Here is a 20,783-nt window from a genome sequence, read left to right on the forward strand (position 1 = left end):
TTTTTTCAAAAAGATAGCGCTGTCCGTTTCAGCCAAGGCTGCACATTCGTATTTGAGAACAAAAACAAGGCAGGAGACGCCCCATGCTAGGCATGTCCAACAACACGTTTCTGCTGCTTGATGCAGTCGTGACAATTATCGGGCTGATCGTATTGATCACCCGGTTCAAGCTGCATCCGTTTATCGCGTTGATTATTGCCTCTGCCTTTCTGGGGCTGACTGCCGGCATGCCCGCGGGTCTGATCATCAAATCGTTCCAGGACGGTTTTGGTGGTGTGCTGGGCTTTGTCGGGATCATTTTGGCGTTGGGCACCATGCTCGGCAAAATGATGGCTGACTCGGGGGGCGCCGACCAGATTGCCCGTACGCTGATTCGTGCCTTTGGTAAGGAGCGGGTCCAGTGGGCCATGATGTTTGCCGCGTTTTTAGTTGGCATTCCGCTGTTCTTCGAGATCGGCTTTGTGTTGCTGATCCCGTTGGTGTTTATCGTTGCCCGTCGCACTGGCGTGTCGTTGATCAAAATCGGTATTCCGTTGCTCGCCGGCCTGTCTGCCGTGCACGGCTTGGTCCCGCCGCACCCTGGTCCATTGCTGGCGATTGGCGTGTTTGGTGCCGATATTGGCAAAACCATTCTGTATGGCCTGATCGTAGCGTTACCGACAGCGATCATTGCAGGCCCGGTTTACGGGACCTTCATCTCCAAGTACATCCCGGGCAACCCGTCTCAGGAGCTTATGGATCAACTGGCCAGCGAGCCTGAGTCCAGCAGCCTGCCAAGCTTCAGCATCACGCTGATCACGGTGCTGTTGCCGGTGTTCCTGATGTTGCTCAAGACCTTTGCCGACGTGGCGTTGCCGGATGGCAACTTCTTGCGCGTGTGGATGGACATGATCGGCCACCCGATCAGTGCACTGTTGCTGGCACTGTTGCTGTCGCTCTACACCTTTGGTGCGCGTCAGGGGATTGATTCCAAGCGCATTCTCAAGCTGCTCGATGCGAGCCTGGCGCCGACTGCCGCGATCATTTTGATCATTGGTGCGGGCGGTGGCTTCAAGCAAATGCTGGTCGCCAGCGGTGTGGGCGATGTAATCGGGCACATGGCCGTAAATGCGCAAATCTCGCCTATCTTGCTGGCGTGGCTGGTGGCGGCGGTGATTCGTATCGCAACGGGTTCTGCGACCGTGGCGACCATTACCGGGGCGGGGATTGTGTTGCCGGTGGTGGATTTGATTCCGGGTGTGAACCGCGAGCTGTTGGTACTGGCGACGGGCGCGGGCTCGTTGATCTTGTCACACGTGAACGATGCGGGTTTCTGGCTGGTGAAGCAATACTTCAACATGACTGTGGCTGAAACCTTCAAGACCTGGACCGCGATGGAAACCATCCTGTCGGTTGTAGGCCTGATCTTCATCCTGCTGCTGTCGTTGGTGGTTTAAGCCAGCAACATCCTGTAGCCGCTGCAGAAGGCTGCGATAAGGGCCGAAGGACCTTTGCTTTGAAGGTCGCTAATCAACCCATCGCAGCCTGCCCAAGGGCTACAGGTTTTGGTTTTTCTCACATTCAGCTGGCGCTCAAGCCATCTGCCCGGAACATGGCGCGAATACCGCGCAAGGCCTGACGGATACGGTCCTGGTTTTCAATCAGGGCAAAACGCACATGGTCGTCACCATACTCACCAAAGCCTACGCCGGGTGAGACACAGACCTTGGCATCTGATAGCAGCTTCTTGGCAAACTCCAGCGAGCCCATATGGGCATACGCTTCGGGGATTTTGGCCCAGACATACATCGACGCTTTCGGATTCTCAACCATCCAGCCCAGTTCGTGCAGGCCTTTGACCAATACGTTACGACGTTGACGGTACTGCTCGGCAATGTCTTTTACGCACTGCTGATCGCCTTCAAGGGCCGCAATTGCCGCTACTTGCAGCGGGGTGAATGTGCCGTAGTCGTGGTAGCTCTTGATCCGGGCCAGCGCGTTCACCAACTCCGGGTTGCCGACCATAAAACCAATTCGCCAACCTGCCATGTTGTAGCTTTTAGACAGGGTGAAGAACTCGACGGCGATGTCTTTGGCGCCAGGAACCTGCATGATCGAAGGTGCTTTCCAGCCGTCATACACGATGTCGGCATAGGCCAGGTCGTGGACCACCAGCACGTCATATTGCTTGGCCAGCGCGACGACGCGTTCGAAGAAGTCCAGCTCGACACATTGCGCAGTCGGGTTGGACGGAAAGCCCAGAATCATCATTTTCGGTTTGGGGATTGAGCCGCGAATGGCTTTTTCCAGCTCGGCAAAAAAATCCACCCCCGGAATCAATGGCACCGAACGCACCTGGGCGCCGGCAATCACTGCGCCGTAGATATGAATCGGGTAGCTGGGGTTCGGCACCAAAACGGTGTCGCCTTGATCGAGGGTGGCGAGCATCAAGTGCGCCAGGCCTTCTTTGGAGCCAATGGTCACGATGGCTTCGTGTTCCGGGTCGATCTCAACGTTATAGCGGTCGGCGTACCAACGAGAAATAGCCCTGCGCAGACGTGGAATGCCACGCGAAGTCGAATAGCCGTGAGTGTCCTCACGCTGTGCGACGGTGCAGAGTTTTTCAACGATATGCGGCGGAGTCGGGCCGTCAGGGTTGCCCATGCTGAAGTCGATGATGTCTTCGCCACGACGTCGGGCGGCCATCTTCAGCTCAGCCGTGATGTTGAAAACGTAGGGGGGGAGTCGATCTATGCGCGCAAAGCGGCGCGGCGAACCTTGGTCAGCCATATAAGCCTCAGATACGTAAGCGCCCGGAACCGTCCGAGCGACGTTGACCACTGCGGTGGTCTGGGCGAAACAATAAGGGCGATGATGGCCCTTTGTCTAGGATTACACGTCACAAACCGGTGAAAGATTGCTGGAAGTCTGGCGCCCCCTCAAACCGCGTGCAGAACCTGCGCCACAGGCGGGAGCGTGAAGGCCAGGCGCCGTTCGCCGCGATAGGCCTCGCCGCATTCGACCCAGCCCTGGCTGAGATAAAAGGCCAGGGCATGGGTGTTAAGAGGGCTCACCGACAACATCAATTGACGAACGTCAGGCCATAGCGGGTTCATGGCCTGTGATAACTCGTGCATGCAGACTTTACCCAGCCCTTGACCCTGGACGCGTCTGTCGACTTGAAAGGCGTGCAGGGTGGCGCTGTCAGGTTCGGCCCAGTGAGCCAAAAGTGCTTGGCGCTTAAGAATCATGAAAGCCACGGGCTGTTCGTCGCGCAGCAGCACGAAGCCTTTTATCCCGGTATGAGGCTGGGCCGGCAGCGAATGCAGGGCTGATTCGATGTCTCCGCAAAAAGCGATCTGCTGTGGCTGGACCTCAATGCTGCGTAATAGCGTGCGTTGCTCGCAAGTCAGGTCTTCATAAACGCAGAGGCGGGTGTGCATGCTAGGTCTCGGGGCTCAGAGAAAGGGGCAAGGTGAAGGTCTGGTCGCGGACCAAGGCGGTGACGAGCACTGGCCCTGTGATTCTAGCGAGCCAGTGCAAGGGTGTACGAAATTTGTGAGGCAAGGTGTCCATAAAAAAGCCGCGCCTCTGACATTCAGGGCGCGGCGTTCGAGTGCTTTAACCTGACTCAGGTGTCTTGTTTGTTTTCCAATACTTCGGCAGTTTTTGCGTCTAGGCTGACTTCCCACTTAATACCCTTGGCATCCTTCATTTCAACTTCATAGACCAGTTTGCCGAAAGCGTGATCAAGTTCGGTGTCGACGATGGTGGCGCCAGGATGTTTGTCGATTGCCGTTTGATTCAATTTTTCAAACGAGGTGATTTCGCCTGATTTAAGCAACCCTGGAATATGGTCCGGGCGAACATCGGCCTGCGCTAAACCAGCAGTCAAGGTGAGTGCGGCGGCGGCGAACATTACGTTAAGTGCTTTCATGTTTAATCCCTCTGGGGTGAGTTGTTTAAGTGGGATCAGGTTAACCATCGCAACTTAACTCACCCTTAATTTCCGGCTCTTGTTTTTGAAGTGGGATTAATAGCCGTTTTTCTCCAGCAGTTGATTCACGTTTTGAGCGGCCGGGCGCTGGTAGAACTTGAGCAGTTCGCTGGTGCGGTTAGTGAAAATGCCGTCTACGCCAGCATCCATTGCTTTCTTGAAGTCCACGGGCTCGTCGAGGGTGTAAGCGTGAACGAGCATGCCCTTTTCATGAGTGGCCTTGTTCATCCAGGGTTGGATCAGGTCGAAGTAGCTCTGGTCGCCGCCGTGGGTCAAGGCGGCTGACGGGCCTGTGCCGATGGCGCCGTTGGCCTTGGCGAAGTTGAGCCATTGAAAGAACTCGGCGTTGTCCTTGGGGTGTAATTTGGCGTAGTAAGCGGCTTTGTCCTTCTCGCCCGAGTCGGCGAAGCTGACGTTGGAGTCCGGTGCAATAGCGCCTGCTCCGACCCATAGAAGCAAGATCTTAGGTGTGTCGGGCATTTCTTTTTGCAGCAGCTTCAGGCTGTTTTTCTCGAAGGTCTGCAAGATCACTCGACCTTTGCCCTCGCCGGGTTGTAGCGCCGCGCCTGCAGAGGCTGGCGCCACGGGAGTCAGCCAGCCGCGTTCGCCCAGTTTGTTTTTGAGGTCATGTTCAATGCCGGGAAATTGTCCGGGCTCTTTGGTTTCGATGTACAGACCCGGCTTGTGCTGTGGGTTGCCCTGGGCGATATCAATGATTTCGTCCAGCGTCATGATGGGCAAACCGACGTAAGCGGGGCGGGCGCGATCCGGGTAGGCCTGATTGAACCAGCTACCGGCATCCAGGGTTTTGAGTTCTGCCAGGGTGAAGGCGCTGGCCGGGCTGTCTTTGCGTTCCGGGAATTTTTTGGCGACGTCAGTGGTGCGCAACAAGCTGTTGTCATGCAGTGCAAACAGAACACCGTCTTTACTGCGCTGCAGGTCCATTTCCAGATAGTCGGCACCCAGGTCGCGAGCTAGCTCGTAGGACGCGGCGGTTGACTCTGGTGCATCGAAAGACGCCCCGCGATGGGCAATCACTGCCGGGTGTGCAATGCCATGCATGTCAGCCAACACTGCAGGATTCGTCTCAGGCGCGCTGGCGGCGTGGGTGCAGCTCATTGTGAGTAGCAGGCTCAGCAGGGGTGCGCTTTTGGCGAAATCAGGCATGTGTGAGGTCCTTGGTATTAGAAAAGTTGTGCAGTACCCTTGGGGTCAGCAGCGTCCCCGGCAGAGGGATCAACCTCCAACCTTGCGTGTAAACCATCGTCCCCAGTCGTCAATGAGGTTTACCATGCGCATCACTTCGCAGTTAATCTGCCAGGCCGCTGATCTACTTAACGGTTTTGTTGGTTTCAATCGTAAGACAGAACAACACATTGTTCGTTTTAGTGAAGACTCTTTCGCAATGGATGTTGCGCACGACACCATCACGCCCACCAGCGAGTTCGTCTGGCAGGCAGGCGCTGCAGACACAATGACCCTCAAGCGCGAGTTGATTCAGTTGTTGCTGGATCAACATATCGATGATTGCCTGAACATCACTGAGCCCTTGCGGGTGTACGTGCAGCGTCAGGACGTGCCCGAGATTAAGGCGGTGCGCCGCTGCCTGAGTTAAGGCTTGTTGGGCACAAGGTGCTGATGCATTTCTGAGGTCAGGCTTTCGATACGCTCGGTTAACGTCTTGGTCATTTCAGTTAGCCGAGTATTTTGTTCCAGCAGTACCCTGATTTGTTCAGCGGTTTGAGCCGCCGCAATTTGCCGTTCGCTGTTGGTCACGGCCAGTGCTTCGCGGTGCTGGGCATCTGCGTCGGCTTGGGCTTTGTCGCGTTCGGCCTGGCGGGTTTGAGCGAGCAGAATCAGGGGCGCGGCGTAAGCCGATTGCAGGCTGAAGGCCAGGTTTAGAAGGATAAACGGGTAAATATCAAAGTGTGTGACGCCAAACAGGTTCAAGCAGACCCAGATCACCACGATGAGGGTTTGTGCGCCCAGAAACGTGGGGGTGCCAAAAAAGCGCGCGAAGGCTTCGGCTTTCAACGCGAACGTGTCGCTGCCAAAGGTTGAGTCCAGGTGCGCGTGTGCACGGTGAAAGCGTAAGTGATCAACTTTTTGTGGGGCGGATGTCGGATCTTTGCCGTCTGTACTCATTGGGAGCTCATTCTCGCTTCACGTGTCAGGGTTTGCTCTGGAATGTGTTGGCAAGCAGATCGCCAGCCGCAATGCTGATTTTGTCACGGCCGGTGTTCTTGGCGATGTACAGCGCCTTATCGGCCTCGTTCAGCCACATGGAAGCGTCCGTGAACTCGGGGCGCCAAGACGCCAGGCCAATGCTCAGGTTCACTTGCAGATCAGGTTCATCGGGGTAATGGTAGTGACTGCACACGTTGCGCAGCCGTTCCATGATTTCTTGTGCCTGAGCCAGCGAGCGGTTCGGCAAAATAACGCAAAATTCGTCCCCGCCATAACGGCCGGCCAAGTCTTCTGCTCTGAGGTTTTCCTTGAGCGCCAGGCTGAGCTGTCGCAACACACTGTCACCGACAATGTGCCCATAGTTATCATTGATGTGCTTGAAGTGGTCGATATCAATCAGTGCCAGTGTGGCCTCTGAATGTGTCTCTTGGGCATGTTGAAAGCTGAGTTGCAGCAAGTCTTTCCATGACCCGTGATTGAGCAGGCCGGTCAGGCTGTCGGTGCGGCTGAGGGCGCTCAGCGTACGCTTGTGTTCTGCCAGTTTGGTAGCCATGCGATAACTGACCATTCCTATTGCAAACGGATAGAGCGTCAACATGGGCAGGCAGGCATAGACTTGTATGGGGGTGGTGTCAGGGGTAAAGGCCACGCCAAACAGCAGCCATGACAGGATTATCCCCAGCCCTTGCGCGACAGCCCCTCGCACCAGCATTTTGGGTCCGCCGATCGAGACGTTGTTCATCATTAGCATCGACAAGAGGGTCACTGTCGGGAGCGGATTGAATTGGATGGTTGCGACCCAAAAACCTCCAAATAAAGAGTCCATCAACAGGTTGTTGCGCTCGGCGCGATAGGGATAAACCGAGTGTGAGGACAGCTGAAATGCCAGATGCGCCCAGATCAGGCCATTGGTCAGTAATAGCACCCAGACCCAGGTAGGCATGTTCAGTGGGGCGAGTCCCGCCATCACACTGACGCAGCCCAGCATCAAGCCAAATATTCTAGGCGCGTAAATGCGCCGGGCGAATGACAAACCTTTGCCTCTCTGAGCATCCATAGTTATCTACGTAAAGTGTTGAGGCTTGGGGGGGCAGCCGCCGCCAGTGGGCACGATGTTTTATCGTTTTCACGGGTGGGCATCGTCGATTATTACGCCAGCAATATTCAGTAACCTACAAGGAATGTTAAAGGAATAGCATCCTGCAGGCGTTTTTGACGATAGAAAATGACGATTGGCCTTCTATCGTTCAAAAAACAGGCGTAATAATCACGTTTTGCGCCGGGGAGTCTTTGCAGCATGCCAATCGAGCCATCTGAAGCGAACAGGCTAAAACCTGCCGAGCAGTATCAAGGGCGGTTTCGAAATCACGGTGTCAGGCCGGCAGTGAGCCTGGGGAAAACCTTGGGCATTTTTTGGAAAATGTTTTTTCACAAACCCGCGGATACCCGACCTGCGGCTTCGATTCCCGTTAAATCCCTGACCCGTGAGGTTTTGGAGAACACCCCGGATTTAAGCGTGTTTCGCCTGGGGCACTCAACCCTGTTGCTCAAACTCAAAGGCAAGTTCTGGCTCACAGACCCGGTGTATGCCGAGCGTGCATCACCCTTCAAGTGGGCGGGGCCCAAGCGTTTTCATGCGCCGCCGATTAGCCTGGATGAACTGCCGCCGCTCGAAGGCGTGATCCTTTCGCATAACCACTACGATCACCTTGATCAAAAAACAGTGCTGCAACTGGCAGCCAAAACGCAGCACTTTTTGGCCCCGCTGGGCGTCGGTGATTTGCTGATCAAGTGGGGCGTTCCCGCGCAAAAAATCCAGCAACTGGATTGGTGGCAAGAAACTCAGCGCGAAGGTATTCGTTTTATCGCCACGCCCTGCCAGCACTTCTCAGGTCGTGGTGTGTTTGATCACAACAAGACCCTGTGGGTGTCGTGGGTGATCATCATCGATGACGTACGAATTTTCTTCAGTGGCGACTCAGGTTACTTCGACGGGTTTAAATTAATCGGCGAGCAGTTTGGCCCCTTCGACCTGACCCTTATGGAAACGGGTGCCTACAACGTTGACTGGCCAGACGTGCACATGCAGCCCGAGCACAGCTTGCAGGCTCACATCGACCTGAGAGGCCGCTGGTTGCTGCCGATTCACAACGGTACTTTTGATTTGGCCTTTCACGCCTGGCACGAACCGTTTGACCGCATTGTGGCGTTGGCAAACGAGCGCAATGTGCTCCTTTCAACGCCAGCAATGGGCGAGGCGTTCAACCTGTTGGAGCCCCACAAGGGGCGCGCCTGGTGGCTCGAGGTGCAAGCCGCTGATGCGGTGCCAGGCAAACAGGTTCGCCTCTGAGGCGTGGCATTGTTACTCGATGAGGGTGAAGTCTTCCCGGCCTATCGGGTCGGGAGTGGTGCCCCGAATATTGCCGCCCCGGCCCGGTGCAAAGCCGGGAAAGAACACCAGGCCTTCGGCTTCCAGGCAGTAAGCCAGCGCGAGCCGCGTGACATCGCGCACCGGCTCGCCGGCTTCAAAGCGTTGAATGGCCGCAACCGAGACCTTGGACCGCTCACTCAGATGTTCGAAGTTCCAGCCGAGCATTTCACGGGCTTGTGCACAGTGCAGCGGGGTGAATTGGTTGATAACGATTCGTTCTAAGGTGCTGCGCATGGCTGAGTTGGGCATGGGAGAGTCTCCAGGGCTGAGTCAGTGCTTGAAAATATACTGTGTTTTTATACAGTTGTTTTCAAAGGCTATCAAACTCATTTTTTGAATCGGTTCCAGCCCTTGGCTCAGCACTGCGGCTCACTTAAGCGACATCGGATTCTGTCGGTGCTTGTGCAGCTCATAAGTGAGCAACCTTGCCTTGGTTGAAGCCTTTTGCATGGCAAGCAACAGTCGAAATTTTCGATAGTGAGTCGCCCCTTTTTGTGCGCCCTGTCCCGTCCTGAATAAGGTTTACACCTTCTGATCTATTTTCAGGAGGGCGTAATGGAGACAAGTAAAAGGCGTAGTCAGCGAGACTACACGCTGACCTTTAAATTGTCGGTCGTCGACCAAGTCGAAAAAGGTGAGCTGAGCTATAAAGAGGCTCAGGAGCGCTACGGGATTCAAGGCAAAACGACCGTTCTGACGTGGTTACGCAAGCATGGTCGGCAAGATTGGAGCCCTGGCACATACATTGGCTCGCCGAGGATGGGGTCTATGCCCGACAAAAACCGATCACTAACGCCAGAGCAACGGATCAAAGAGCTTGAACAACAGTTGGCGCTGTCCAATCAGAAAGCCCAGTTTTTCGAGGCGGTCGTGGATGTCTTGAAAAATGACTACGGTCTCTCTGTGGTAAAAAAGCGTCCCGGCAAGTCCTCGCGCAAAAACGAATCCAAAACCTGAGCATCAGCAGGGCTTGCCAGTTCATGGGGATAAGCCGACAGGCTTACTACAAACGCAATCGCGCCGATGCAACTCGCCTGGTTCTGGATCAGAAAGTTGCCGACTTCGTTCAGCAAAAACGTCAGCGTCAGCCGCGTCTGGGTACCCGAAAGCTGCACCACTTGCTGCATTGCCAGCCTCAACTTGAGCTGCAAGTGGGGCGAGATCGGCTGTTTTCGATCCTGCGCGAAAGGCGTTTACTGGTGGCCCGCAAGCGGGCGTATCACAAGACGACCGACAGCCATCATCGCTTTCGGCGCCATCCAAACCTACTCAAGCCGGGTCCGGATCAGGTTGTTCCAACCGGCCCGGAACAAGTCTGGGTTGCTGACATCACCTATCTGCCCACTCGGGAGGGTGTGGCCTATCTGAGCCTTGTGACGGATGCTTTTTCGCGAAAGATCGTGGGTTACCACGTCCATGAAAGTCTACACACCGAGTCGGTAGTGCAAGCGTTGCGTCGAGCCGTGAGTCAGCGTCAAACCACGCAGCCGCTGGTTCATCACTCGGACAGAGGCAGCCAGTATTGCTCGGGAATGTACCAGGAACTGCACGCGAAACACGGCATCCGGTGTTCGATGACGGACGGCTATGACTGCTACCAAAATGCTTTGACAGAGCGGGTCAACGGGATCTTGAAAACAGAGCTTCTGCTTGAGCGACCACACGACTTAACGCAGGCGAAGAAGATGGTGAGTGAGTCGATATCGATCTACAACGGCGAGCGTCCGCACCAGTCTTTGAAATACAAAACGCCCGATGCAATGCATCGGGCGTTGGGGTGAAACAGGTGTAAACCTATTTCAGGACTAGACACCCAATAAAAAGGGCCGCCTTGTGGCAGCCCTTTCAACAGCAGTCAGATCAAGACCGGAATCAATCCCAGCTCAGTGCGCCGCCAGTTTGGTACTCAATAACCCGGGTCTCGAAGAAGTTTTTCTCTTTCTTCAAGTCCATGATTTCGCTCATCCATGGGAATGGGTTAGTGGTGCCTGGGTACTCTTCTTTCAGACCAATTTGCGACAGGCGGCGGTTGGCGATGAACTTGAGGTAGTCCTCCATCATGGCCGCGTTCATGCCCAGTACACCGCGTGGCATGGTGTCACGTGCGTATTCGATCTCAAGCTGGGTGCCTTGCAGGATCATCTGCGAAGCTTCTTCCTTCATTTCGGCGTCCCACAGGTGCGGGTTTTCGATTTTGATCTGGTTGATCACATCGATGCCGAAGTTCAGGTGCATGGATTCGTCACGCAGGATGTACTGGAACTGCTCGGCAACGCCAGTCATCTTGTTGCGGCGACCCATTGACAGGATCTGGGTGAAGCCGCAGTAGAAGAAGATGCCTTCCAGAACGCAGTAGTAGGCGATCAGGTTGCGCAGCAGCTCTTTGTCAGTCTCGACGGTGCCGGTTTCGAACTTCGGATCGGAGATCGAACGGGTGTACTTCAGACCCCACGTGGCCTTTTTAGCGACCGAAGGTATCTCGTGGTACATGTTGAAGATCTCGCCTTCATCCATGGCCAGCGATTCGATGCAGTACTGGTAGGCGTGGGTGTGGATTGCCTCTTCGAACGCTTGGCGCAGGATGTACTGGCGGCATTCCGGGTTGGTGATCAGGCGGTATACGGCCAGCACCAGGTTGTTGGCAACCAGGGAGTCAGCGGTGGAGAAGAAGCCCAGGTTACGCATGACGATGCGGCGTTCGTCGTCGGTCAGGCCTTCCGGGTTTTTCCAGAGGGCGATGTCGGCGGTCATGTTGACTTCTTGCGGCATCCAGTGGTTTGCGCAACCGTCCAGATACTTCTGCCACGCCCAGTCGTACTTGAACGGTACGAGCTGGTTAAGGTCGGCGCGGCAGTTGATCATCATCTTTTCATCGACAGCAACTCGAGCACTGGCGCCTTCGAGCTCGGCCAGGCCTTCAGCGATGTCGAGGTTGTCCAGTGCTGCCTTGGCACGCTTGATTGCAGTGGAATCGGTGGCAGTGACTGCACGGGCTTCCTGCGCTGCAACGCCGCCTGCGGCGTCAAGGCGGTCCATGTTGGCTTCGGTAGCGTGGCCAGCGTTGGCGCCTTTAACAGCGACTTCGCCTTCGTCTTCTTTGTCGAATTCGTCCCAGCTCAGCATGACGTGTCGTCTCCTGCGTGAGGGCCTGATGGCCGTGTGATAACACTTATGGTCGGGTTGTCACATGGCCATTGGCCGATTGGATCTAAGAAATGTTGCTTGCAGTAGCGGTTAACGCACGCAAAAACATGAATGTTTTCGAGGGCTGCTCCGCTGTCGCTCGGGGGACGTTAGGGTCGCCCTGGCCCTGAAGGCCGGAGTAGCGTGGTCTACAGCCCGCTCAAGGGTTTGTGCTCCCTTTGGAAGGCGCCAGTATAGGGTTTTGTACAGGGTATTTCAGCCAGTTTTTTTTTGGTCGATGCGACGAAATGCCCTAGATTTGGCCTGGACATAAGCATAGCTACGGCTGGGGCGAGGGGAGAGTGTGGCGGGGTTTTTTGCGGGGCAGACTAAGCCCGGTCGAAACCGGGCGTTAAGTCGAGGCGGTGTTAGCTCAAACGATGACCGTTGGTGCGATCGTAACCGTCTTCAGCAAATTTGGCTGAGCGGGTGTTGTCATAGCCGTCTTCGGCGAATGTGGCCGAGCGGGTGTTGTCGTAACCGTCTTCAGCAAATTTGGCTGAGCGGGTGTTGTCATAGCCGTCTTCGGCGAATGTAGCTGAACGGGTGTTGTCGTAGCCGTCTTCGGCAAATGTGGCTGAGCGGGTGTTGTCATAACCGTCAGCAGCAAAGGCAGCGCCAGCAAGTACGGACAAACTAAAAGCCATGATTAAAGCGCGTTTCATTTTATAAATCCCTGGCGATGTAAGCGCAGGCAGGTAACTCTGCAATCAAGTAAGTTGGAACATTAAAAGTTGCAGTTAAGTGCCGCGTTGGATCGCATTAACCAATAAGGTGATTGAGCGTTAGTAAGCGATGAGCCTATCAATCAACCGTTGGAGCAGCCGTTGCCCATGACGCGGTATTCAAGGGTGTGCTGCATGCCGTGCGAGTCCAGATAAACCATTTGCGCGGGGACTACTTCGCAAACGCTGGGGATCTCGCTCATGGAAATCACTTTGGCGATGTCCAGGTCGGAAGAGTAAGAATAGTGTTCTACCGCTGGTGTTGGCTGCGAAACCTGAGTACTTGCTTCATCAGCAAAAGCGCTTAAACACACACTGCTGAGGGCCAGAACTAACAACGCTTTCATTTATTTTTTACCTGTCTTGGGTCGAGTTGGGTCACGCAACCCTTGTGAGGCTGCGTGTGAAACTGGATTAATTAAGAGCGATTAAATAGGCCTTCGTGGGGGCTGTAACTTGCGTTAATCGCAGTGCCTTGGTTGGCGAGATGAATTTTAGGCCTGTGCCGTGCAGGCATATAGAGGGACTTTTGATAAAGACTGTTGACAGAATCTGCAACAATCGTCGAAAACAGGCTGTGCTTTCAGGTTTTTTGAGCTCGGCAGCGATGGATAAAGCGCTGTCAGTGTTGTTCTTGAGCCTTGCGCAGAAAAGCCATGATTTTTCTGTGTGTTTCTTACTACCAACGTCGAATGGATCTCACGCGCAGGCCCGGCTAAAACAGGGTCATAAAACAACAACTACAAACATTGAGGTATGAGACATGAGTGCCGCTTCCCTGTATCCCGTACGCCCTGAAGTTGCAGCCAATACGCTGACTGATGAGGCGACCTACAAGGCGATGTACCAGCAGTCCGTCGTCAACCCGGATGGCTTCTGGCGCGAGCAAGCCAAGCGCCTCGACTGGATCAAACCGTTCACGACTGTCAAACAGACCTCCTTCGACGACCACCATGTCGACATTAAATGGTTCGCGGACGGCACTCTTAACGTTTCCTACAATTGCCTGGACCGCCACCTGGCCGAGCGCGGCGATCAGGTCGCTATCATCTGGGAGGGTGATGACCCTTCCGAGCAGCGCAACATTACTTACCGTGAACTGCACGAAGAAGTGTGCAAGCTGGCGAACGCCTTGCGTGGCCAGGACGTCCATCGCGGTGACGTGGTGACTATCTATATGCCCATGGTGCCTGAGGCGGTTGTCGCCATGCTGGCCTGTACCCGCATCGGCGCCATTCACTCGGTGGTGTTCGGCGGCTTCTCGCCTGAGGCGCTGGCCGGTCGGATCATCGACTGCAAATCCAAAGTGGTGATCACGGCCGACGAAGGCGTGCGTGGCGGCAAGCGCACAGCACTCAAGGCCAATGTCGACGTGGCGCTGACCAACCCTGACACCTCAAGCGTGCAGAAAATCATCGTGTTCAAACGTACCGGCGGCGACATTGCCTGGTACAAACACCGTGACATTTGGTATCACGACTTGATGGCGGTGGCGTCGACCCACTGCGCTCCCAAAGAAATGGGCGCTGAAGAAGCGCTGTTCATCCTCTATACCTCGGGATCCACGGGCAAGCCAAAAGGTGTGCAGCACACCACTGGCGGTTACCTGCTGTATGCCGCGCTGACGCACGAGCGTGTGTTCGATTACCGTCCGGGTGAAGTCTACTGGTGCACGGCTGACGTGGGCTGGGTCACGGGCCACACCTACATCGTCTACGGTCCGCTGGCCAATGGCGCGACTACCTTATTGTTTGAAGGTGTGCCGAATTATCCGGACATCACCCGCGTGTCAAAAATCGTCGACAAGCACAAGGTCAACATCCTCTACACCGCACCAACGGCCATTCGCGCCATGATGGCGGAAGGTCAGGCGGCGGTTAAAGATGCTGATGGCTCCAGCTTGCGCTTGCTGGGTTCGGTAGGTGAGCCGATCAATCCTGAGGCCTGGAACTGGTACTACACGACGGTTGGTAAAGAACGCTGCCCGATTGTTGATACCTGGTGGCAGACCGAAACCGGCGCTTGCATGATGAGCCCGCTGCCGGGTGCGCACGCACTCAAGCCTGGGTCTGCGGCGCGTCCGTTCTTTGGCGTAGTGCCGGGCCTGGTAGACAACCTGGGCAACCTGATCGAAGGCGCGGCCGAGGGCAATCTGGTGATTCTGGATTCGTGGCCGGGTCAGGCGCGTACCTTGTACGGCGATCATGATCGCTTCGTTGATACCTACTTCAAGACCTTCCGCGGCATGTACTTCACGGGGGATGGGGCGCGTCGCGATGAAGACGGTTACTACTGGATCACCGGTCGTGTGGACGACGTGCTCAACGTGTCGGGCCACCGCATGGGCACCGCTGAAATCGAAAGCGCGATGGTTGCGCACCCTAAAGTGGCCGAGGCTGCCGTTGTGGGCGTGCCGCATGACATCAAAGGGCAGGGCATTTATGTCTACGTCACGCTAAATGGTGGCGAAGAACCCAGCGAAGCGTTGCGTCTGGAATTGAAAAATTGGGTGCGCAAAGAGATTGGTCCGATTGCATCCCCTGATGTCATCCAGTGGGCGCCGGGCTTGCCGAAGACGCGCTCGGGCAAAATCATGCGCCGTATTCTGCGCAAGATTGCCACCGGTGAATATGACGGCCTGGGGGATATTTCGACCCTGGCTGATCCGGGCGTGGTGCAACATTTGATTGAAACCCATAAGAGCATGAAGGTCGCGTAATGCGCCTTTAGCACCCACAAAGCCCCGCTAGGTCATGCCCGGCGGGGCTTTTTTATAGGCTTGTAGCCGCTGCCGCAGGCGGCGATAAGGGCAGAAGAACCTTCGCCTTCAATGTTTAAAAACAGGACCGCTTCGCGCTCCAGCGTAGCCTTCGGCTGCGGCTACACAGGTTGTGTGCGTGCCTGTTGGCTCTTAACCCTTGCGCCTGAATGTCAGCGCTGACATTCGGGTCTGCACGTAGGCATGCGTGGGCGCAATTGGCTCGCCGGTCAACATCATCAACTCCAGCGCATCGTCCTTGAGCTGCAAGGTCCCGCACAGTGTCAGTACATTGTTTTTATGAGCGCTGGTGATCGCCACTGATTGACGTGACAACCCCATTTTTTCGGCATTGATGTCGGTGAAGCCGGATATCGGCGACTGCTCTGAAGCCAGGCTCAAACGGCCGTGTACCCGACCGAAGCGAGCTTCTCTTGCCGCTTCGACATACAGTTTCAAACATGTACCGTCGCTGGCTTCCCATGTACCTGCCAGGCTGCTTTTACTGCTTTTACTGCTTTTACTGCTTTTACTGCTTTTACTGCTTTTACTGCTCTGCGGCACTGGCGGGGCAGTGCTTTGAACTTCGTGCTCTAGGGCCACACTGCGCCGGTAAGTCAGCTTGTCGACATAGGTGCCTTCCTTGGCTAACCCTGGGAAGTCACTGCTGGCGACTAACAAATGCGAAAGTGTCAGCACTTCCTCAGCACCCACCAGGCTGATTTGGCCATAAAGCCCCGAGGCCCAGTTCCAGCTAGGGTCAATTGAACCTTCACCCATCGAATGCCATTCGATCGCCAGCGCCACGGGTTGGCCCAAAGTCTGAGTGGCTGCTGCCTCCATCTGATGGCCCACCACTTCATACATGCCTGTAGAGCCGGTTGAGGACTGGTAGACGCCGGATATGGTCTGGCCGGATACGCTCAAGGTCATCAAGGAACCATATTCATTTTGCCAAGTGCCCGCGACCGAGCCTCGTCCAAGCAGATCGGGTGCCGATGAGGAGGGGGCAGGGCTGGTTTTTTCAGTTGCGACCGTACCTCGTCCAGGGTTGAAAGGTCTTGAGGATGAGCGAGTGATGATTTGTGGCCCTTCGGGGCGATTGAATAGCCAGATACCGACCGGGGCCAGAGAGTAAATATTGGGGCTGCACTGCACGACCTGATATTCGTGAACGGTGTAGCAATGCTCCATGACGAGTGAACCGACCAGCACCAGATCGGTTAAGCCCAATGGCGCAAATTGTGGAATCGTTTGCCCCTTTTGTGGGCCTGCCTCGATCGGCACGTTATAGAGATTGGCACCCAGGGTGATTTCACCGTCGGCAAACCCCAGCACTACGTCGGGGTTGCCACCGCGTGCGATGCGTTCCAGCGTCTGCTTCATGAGGGTGTCATCGCCCTTGAACTGCGAAGAGCCGGAGTCCAGCGCAAAGTGGATATGGGTGGCCAGCGTTTCGCCGCCAACGGCGTAAGAACTCAGCTCAGACGACCAGATGTATTGCACCCCGGATAATTTGCTGTAGACCGACCAAGGTAGAAAGAGGTGCTCACCTTTGGTTTTGTTCTCGTCAATGGTCCCCATCGCGCAGGTGCCGCTCTTTTTTACCGGGTCCCAATCGAAGCAGACATAGGGCCGGGTCGAGTCAATAGCTGCGTTGCGAATCAATTCTTGAAATAAAAACGAACTGCGACCTTCGACATAAGCGCTACTGGACGGAAGACCAATGCCGCCGTCCCAATCCAACTGCCGGAACTGCTCGCCCGAATAGTTCGCTGCCAAAAATAAATTCATCGCCACTGAGGTGCCATTGGGCAATGCCAGAGCATCAGATCCGGTCGCTACCTGCATCGTGCCCCACGGCCCAAAGCTATAGGGGCGTTGCAGACAATCAGTAAAGGCAAATGTGCTGGACTTCTGGTAATCAAACCGGCCTGTACTGGAATGTTGGCATTGATCCGGCGGGCAAAGTGTGGAGGTTGCCCATGTGATGTTGGTGCCAGAGTCGATTGCCAGTTTCAGCGGCTGGCCGGGGGTACCCAGTGCCAGGGGTGAGTACCATGGAGTGGCTCCGTTGTTCTGGAATGGACCACGGTACATTTGAAAAACCAGTCCTTGTGCCAAAGTATGTTCGGTCATAGTCGTTGACTTCCTTTACGGGCGATGGCGTATCCATGCCTCGCCGTATTGAAAGGGGGTTGTGATGCCCGGAATATTGGCTGGGTCTAGTAACTTTGTAAGAAAGGACAATAGCCTTTGCCGGATTTGATCATTGCAACGCTTTGCCCTCGGTTTCTGGTATGAACAGCACCAGCAGCACGGTCACGAACATGAAACCGTTGATCAGGGTGATGGTCAGGTTGAAGGACGAGCCATACGCGATGAGCGCGCCAATCAGGCTGGGCGCCATGATGTTGGCCACCCGTTGGGCGAAAATGGCCCAGCCGTAGCCAATAGTGCGCAACGGAGTTGGATACAGTTCGCCGATCCATGTGCCCCAAACGCCCCAGGCACCAAGGCTGAAGAAGGCCAGGGAAAAATTGCTCACGTAGAGCATTTCAAGGCTTTGTACGTTCGCAAAACCGTAGCCCGCAACGACCGAGGCGCTGATAAACGCAATGATGGTTTTTTTGCGCCCCCAGCGTGTGGTCAGCCATGATGCCGCCATGTAGCCAGGAATCATGAACAGTGCTGACAGGGCGATAAAACCATAGCTCTGGGGCAGGCTCAGGCCGCGTTGTTGCAACAGTGTCGGGAGCCAGGTTTGCAGCCCCCAATATCCCCACGAAAACGTGAAGTTAACGACGATTTGCAGCACGCTGATTTTGCATAACGCAGCACTGAACAATTCACGTTGATGACCCTGGGTGGTCTGGTCGATTTGTAGTTGGATATGTTCAGGGATTATCACAGCGCCAAGGCTAAGCCGTTCAATGACAGAACGCGCTTGCTGCTGTTTGTTGGCACCTGCCAGCCAATAGGGCGACTCCGGAACCCAGCGCGCGACGACCAGCGCCCATAGGCTGCCCAGTGAACTGAGCACAATAATCGCGCGCCAGCCCAAGGGCAGCAGCCACACGGTTACGCCCAGCGCCAGCAGCATTCCGATGGGCCAGCCCGCGGCCAGGTAGACCGATAACGCGCCGCGATGGCGCAGTGGCAGTAACTCCTGGAAATGGGCGAACGTGACGACCATCATGCCCACCGCTGCGACTCCCGACAGCATCCGCAGGCCATACAGGAACATGTAGTTGGGGGCAAAAGCGCTCGCCAGCGAGATCACCCCGTAAAGCGCCAGGCTCCAGATGATTGCGCGTTTACGGCCAATGCATTCGGCTACTTTGCCCCAAGCCAGAGACCCCAGCAGCATACCGATAAACATGGCGCCAATCAGGTTGCCCACCGCAAGGGTATCGAGGGCGAAATCCTGCGCTATCAACGGCGCGGTATAGACGATGATCATCATCTCCCACGCCTCGATGGCGAAGACAAAGAACAGCGCGAGACAGCATTTCAAATGCTCGCGGGTCAAGGGTACGTCGCGGAAGACATCCCCAACCTGCAGGGTGTTTGTGCCACTATCTGGAGCCTGTAAAGAGCATAGGTGACTGATACTCATGGGTAGGTTATCCCGTTGAAATCAAGTAGGTGGGGTGCTCGGTAGTGCGCGCATTCGACTAGGCTCTTTACGAAATGTATCTGCGCTCGGTGATGCAGCGTTGAAAACAGGCTCGCCTGACCTTCGCTCGAAAACATTTCGTACAGACCCTAAACCCGATTGCCAATGGGCACAGGCCCCTGAAACAGGCCGAAGGCATGGATTTCGGCTTCGGGTGGCGGCTCGCAGCTGCCGACCCGGCTGGGTGACCAGCCGAAGCGCTGCTTCATGCCCGCCAGGGCTTCGGCCATCTTGAAGGCTGCGACGACTGGGTCGATGACCGGCACGCCAATTTCAGACTGAACTTGCTCAAAGAATCCGAACTCGAGGGTGCAGCCAAGGACGATGGCTTCCGCGCCGTCCTCTTCGACCGCCAGACGCGCTTGCTCGATGATTTTTCGCCGGGTGAGGGCGTGATCACGCTGGAACTCATCCACCCGCATGCCCAGGGGGCGCATTGAAGCCAGGCGGGTCCCTGCGCCGTATGCCTGAACGCGGGCGTGCATTTGTTCCATCCATTTGGTGCGCCCGACAATGATCGAGAAGCGGTTGGCCAGGTTAGCCACGACTTGCAGGCTGGCCTGGCAAGGGGCGATGACAAGGGTGTCGCCAGAAATTTCACGGGCATCTTCCAGTGCCGGATCGTAAAAGCATCCCACCACCAGAGCATCTATCCCTTGCTGGGCGCTGTCGCGGGAGATGCGCACGATGGGGTCATAGGTCAGTGCTTCATAGGCCCGGTATTCCAAGTGTGTAGGGCTGGGCTTCAGGTCCAGGGATACCACTTCGACCTGCGTGGAAGTGTTTTTGATAGCGCGCAGTAAGTGTGCAATCGGCGCATCAAAGGTGGGGTGACCAATCGGGTTTAGCCAGCGCACGGATACGGGTAAATCATGCGTGTTCGAGGTGAGTGCGGGGGTGTCCATATACAAATCCTCAGTCGTTGTTCCTGGGGCTAGAAAAACTTCACCAGTGCCAGGGTCAAAGTGTTGGAGCGTTTGAGATTGGCGGTGTGGTAATAGTCAAAATTCAGATTGGCAGACACGAATAACCCCTCTTTGGAAAACCCGGTATAGGTCATGGAGGGGCCGATCTTCCCGGCTCGCGATTCCTTGAAATCCGACGCTGTAGTGTTGTTGATGTTGTAGACGTGATGCACTCCCAACCACAGGTCTTCGTTAATCAGATAGCCCGCGGCAACATCGGCCAGCCACACACTGACCCCACCCCGCAGGCGTGTGGGGTCGCCACTGTCGAAGTCGGTGTGGTTGCGGTTTCGGGCGGCGTAATGGACGCCAACTGGCGTGAAGGTGGCGGCAAAGCGGCCCACGCGCAGATAATTGGCGACGCTAAAACTCACGGCATATCGATTGGCGAACGCACCGTGGCCAGCGATCTCGTCATTCCCGTTTGGAAACTCGACCATCAGTGTTGGGTTTGTCCAGAAAGTGGTGTAGTCCGCAGATCCGTACTCACTGCTCGGTTCTACGACGTTGTAGTAATAGGCGAACCCAAGGTTGGGTGAAGCAACACCCCAGGCGCTGCTGTCTTTTGCACCGTTGGTACTGGCAAAGCCTGGAATCGTCCCGACCCAGAACTGCAACTGATCGCGTTGAGTGCCGGTAAAACCGGTTTCGGAGAAGTAGGCCAGCACCGTATTGGCGGCGATGCTGGTCTTGCCATCGCTGGTTCGGGTGATCACCGGGAAGGACTCCACCGCCCAACTGTCCGGAATGCCCGGCTGGGCAAAACCAATGAATTGTTCGGCACTTGCGTGCGGGCTAATAGCCAAAAGCAAGGCGAGTGAAAGGCCTGCGCTTAAGCGCAATGAGTGAGGTGAGTTCATCTTCAAGCTCTCTTATTGT

Annotated in this window: 18 protein-coding genes and 1 pseudogene; 5 read left to right on the top strand and 14 right to left on the bottom strand. The window is 55.6% G+C overall.

The annotated features are described in order from the left end of the window. Nucleotides 1-83: 83 nt before the first annotated feature. Complete coding sequence (locus ACIQYF_RS10510; RefSeq protein WP_402860564.1) at nucleotides 84-1,436, top strand: GntP family permease; 1,353 nt, start codon at nucleotides 84-86, stop codon at nucleotides 1,434-1,436. A gap of 124 nt (nucleotides 1,437-1,560) precedes the next feature. On the opposite strand, the gene alaC is transcribed toward ACIQYF_RS10510, so the two are convergent. From alaC to ACIQYF_RS10530, 4 genes are all read right to left on the bottom strand, one after another. After that, a complete protein-coding gene (alaC, locus tag ACIQYF_RS10515; RefSeq protein ID WP_322234009.1) occupies nucleotides 1,561-2,769 on the bottom strand; it encodes an alanine transaminase in 1,209 nt (402 codons plus the stop codon). Between the two features lie 149 nt (nucleotides 2,770-2,918). Continuing rightward, entirely contained in the window at nucleotides 2,919-3,422 is a 504-nt protein-coding gene (locus tag ACIQYF_RS10520) for a GNAT family N-acetyltransferase (RefSeq protein WP_402860568.1), read from the bottom strand. A gap of 188 nt (nucleotides 3,423-3,610) precedes the next feature. After that, entirely contained in the window at nucleotides 3,611-3,916 is a 306-nt protein-coding gene (locus tag ACIQYF_RS10525) for a PepSY domain-containing protein (RefSeq protein ID WP_402860570.1), read from the bottom strand. Between the two features lie 96 nt (nucleotides 3,917-4,012). Then, a complete protein-coding gene (locus ACIQYF_RS10530; protein ID WP_402860572.1) occupies nucleotides 4,013-5,143 on the bottom strand; it encodes a glycerophosphodiester phosphodiesterase in 1,131 nt (376 codons plus the stop codon). Nucleotides 5,144-5,267: 124 nt separating this feature from the next. Between ACIQYF_RS10530 and ACIQYF_RS10535 the strand changes: the two genes are divergently transcribed. Continuing rightward, nucleotides 5,268-5,591, top strand: coding sequence for a DUF2025 family protein (locus ACIQYF_RS10535; protein WP_402860575.1), 324 nt, complete (start codon nucleotides 5,268-5,270; stop codon nucleotides 5,589-5,591). Here the strand turns inward: ACIQYF_RS10535 and ACIQYF_RS10540 are convergent. Beyond that, nucleotides 5,588-6,121, bottom strand: a complete 534-nt coding sequence (locus tag ACIQYF_RS10540; RefSeq protein WP_402860578.1) for a DUF1003 domain-containing protein — start codon at nucleotides 6,119-6,121, stop codon at nucleotides 5,588-5,590. The two genes, ACIQYF_RS10535 and ACIQYF_RS10540, sit on opposite strands and share 4 nt — an antisense overlap. Nucleotides 6,122-6,146: 25 nt before the next feature. Then, the gene (locus tag ACIQYF_RS10545; protein WP_402860581.1) at nucleotides 6,147-7,220 is read right to left on the bottom strand and encodes a diguanylate cyclase; all 1,074 of its coding nucleotides are present in this window, start codon (nucleotides 7,218-7,220) and stop codon (nucleotides 6,147-6,149) included. Between the two features lie 240 nt (nucleotides 7,221-7,460). Between ACIQYF_RS10545 and ACIQYF_RS10550 the strand changes: the two genes are divergently transcribed. After that, nucleotides 7,461-8,513: an MBL fold metallo-hydrolase gene (locus ACIQYF_RS10550; protein WP_402860584.1), complete on the top strand. Its 1,053-nt coding sequence runs from the start codon at nucleotides 7,461-7,463 to the stop codon at nucleotides 8,511-8,513. Between the two features lie 12 nt (nucleotides 8,514-8,525). Here ACIQYF_RS10550 and ACIQYF_RS10555 read toward each other — a convergent pair whose 3' ends face one another. Continuing rightward, on the bottom strand, nucleotides 8,526-8,843 hold the full coding sequence (locus ACIQYF_RS10555; protein ID WP_402860587.1) for a multiprotein-bridging factor 1 family protein: 318 nt from the start codon (nucleotides 8,841-8,843) through the stop codon (nucleotides 8,526-8,528). 306 nt (nucleotides 8,844-9,149) lie between these two features. Between ACIQYF_RS10555 and ACIQYF_RS10560 the strand changes: the two are divergent. Continuing rightward, nucleotides 9,150-10,403, top strand: a pseudogene (locus ACIQYF_RS10560) (IS3 family transposase). 63 nt (nucleotides 10,404-10,466) lie between these two features. On the opposite strand, the gene ACIQYF_RS10565 reads toward ACIQYF_RS10560, so the two are convergent. The 3 genes from ACIQYF_RS10565 to ACIQYF_RS10575 form a co-directional block, all read right to left on the bottom strand. After that, entirely contained in the window at nucleotides 10,467-11,717 is a 1,251-nt protein-coding gene (locus ACIQYF_RS10565; RefSeq protein ID WP_402860590.1) for a ribonucleotide-diphosphate reductase subunit beta, read from the bottom strand. A gap of 428 nt (nucleotides 11,718-12,145) precedes the next feature. Then, complete coding sequence (locus ACIQYF_RS10570; protein ID WP_402860593.1) at nucleotides 12,146-12,442, bottom strand: hypothetical protein; 297 nt, start codon at nucleotides 12,440-12,442, stop codon at nucleotides 12,146-12,148. 143 nt (nucleotides 12,443-12,585) lie between these two features. Next, nucleotides 12,586-12,849 (bottom strand): DUF2790 domain-containing protein, encoded by a 264-nt coding sequence (locus ACIQYF_RS10575; RefSeq protein ID WP_402860596.1) that lies wholly within the window; start codon nucleotides 12,847-12,849, stop codon nucleotides 12,586-12,588. A gap of 416 nt (nucleotides 12,850-13,265) precedes the next feature. Between ACIQYF_RS10575 and acs the strand changes: the two genes are divergently transcribed. Further along, nucleotides 13,266-15,221, top strand: a complete 1,956-nt coding sequence (gene acs / locus ACIQYF_RS10580; protein ID WP_402860599.1) for an acetate--CoA ligase — start codon at nucleotides 13,266-13,268, stop codon at nucleotides 15,219-15,221. Between the two features lie 192 nt (nucleotides 15,222-15,413). Here the strand turns inward: acs and ACIQYF_RS10585 are convergent, their stop codons facing one another. From ACIQYF_RS10585 to ACIQYF_RS10600, 4 genes are all read right to left on the bottom strand, one after another. Next, nucleotides 15,414-17,399 carry an avidin/streptavidin family protein gene (locus ACIQYF_RS10585; protein WP_402860602.1) on the bottom strand — a complete coding sequence of 662 codons (1,986 nt, stop codon included), beginning with the start codon at nucleotides 17,397-17,399 and terminating at the stop codon, nucleotides 15,414-15,416. 130 nt (nucleotides 17,400-17,529) lie between these two features. Then, on the bottom strand, nucleotides 17,530-18,879 hold the full coding sequence (locus ACIQYF_RS10590; RefSeq protein ID WP_402860605.1) for an MFS transporter: 1,350 nt from the start codon (nucleotides 18,877-18,879) through the stop codon (nucleotides 17,530-17,532). Between the two features lie 149 nt (nucleotides 18,880-19,028). Further along, nucleotides 19,029-19,844, bottom strand: coding sequence for an aspartate/glutamate racemase family protein (locus ACIQYF_RS10595; protein WP_402860608.1), 816 nt, complete (start codon nucleotides 19,842-19,844; stop codon nucleotides 19,029-19,031). A gap of 29 nt (nucleotides 19,845-19,873) precedes the next feature. Next, nucleotides 19,874-20,764 carry a hypothetical protein gene (locus ACIQYF_RS10600; RefSeq protein ID WP_402860611.1) on the bottom strand — a complete coding sequence of 297 codons (891 nt, stop codon included), beginning with the start codon at nucleotides 20,762-20,764 and terminating at the stop codon, nucleotides 19,874-19,876. Nucleotides 20,765-20,783: the final 19 nt, after the last annotated feature.

The sequence above is a fragment of the Pseudomonas sp. NPDC096917 genome (genome assembly GCF_044762555.1).
In the GTDB taxonomy this organism is placed as follows: Bacteria; Pseudomonadota; Gammaproteobacteria; order Pseudomonadales; family Pseudomonadaceae; genus Aquipseudomonas.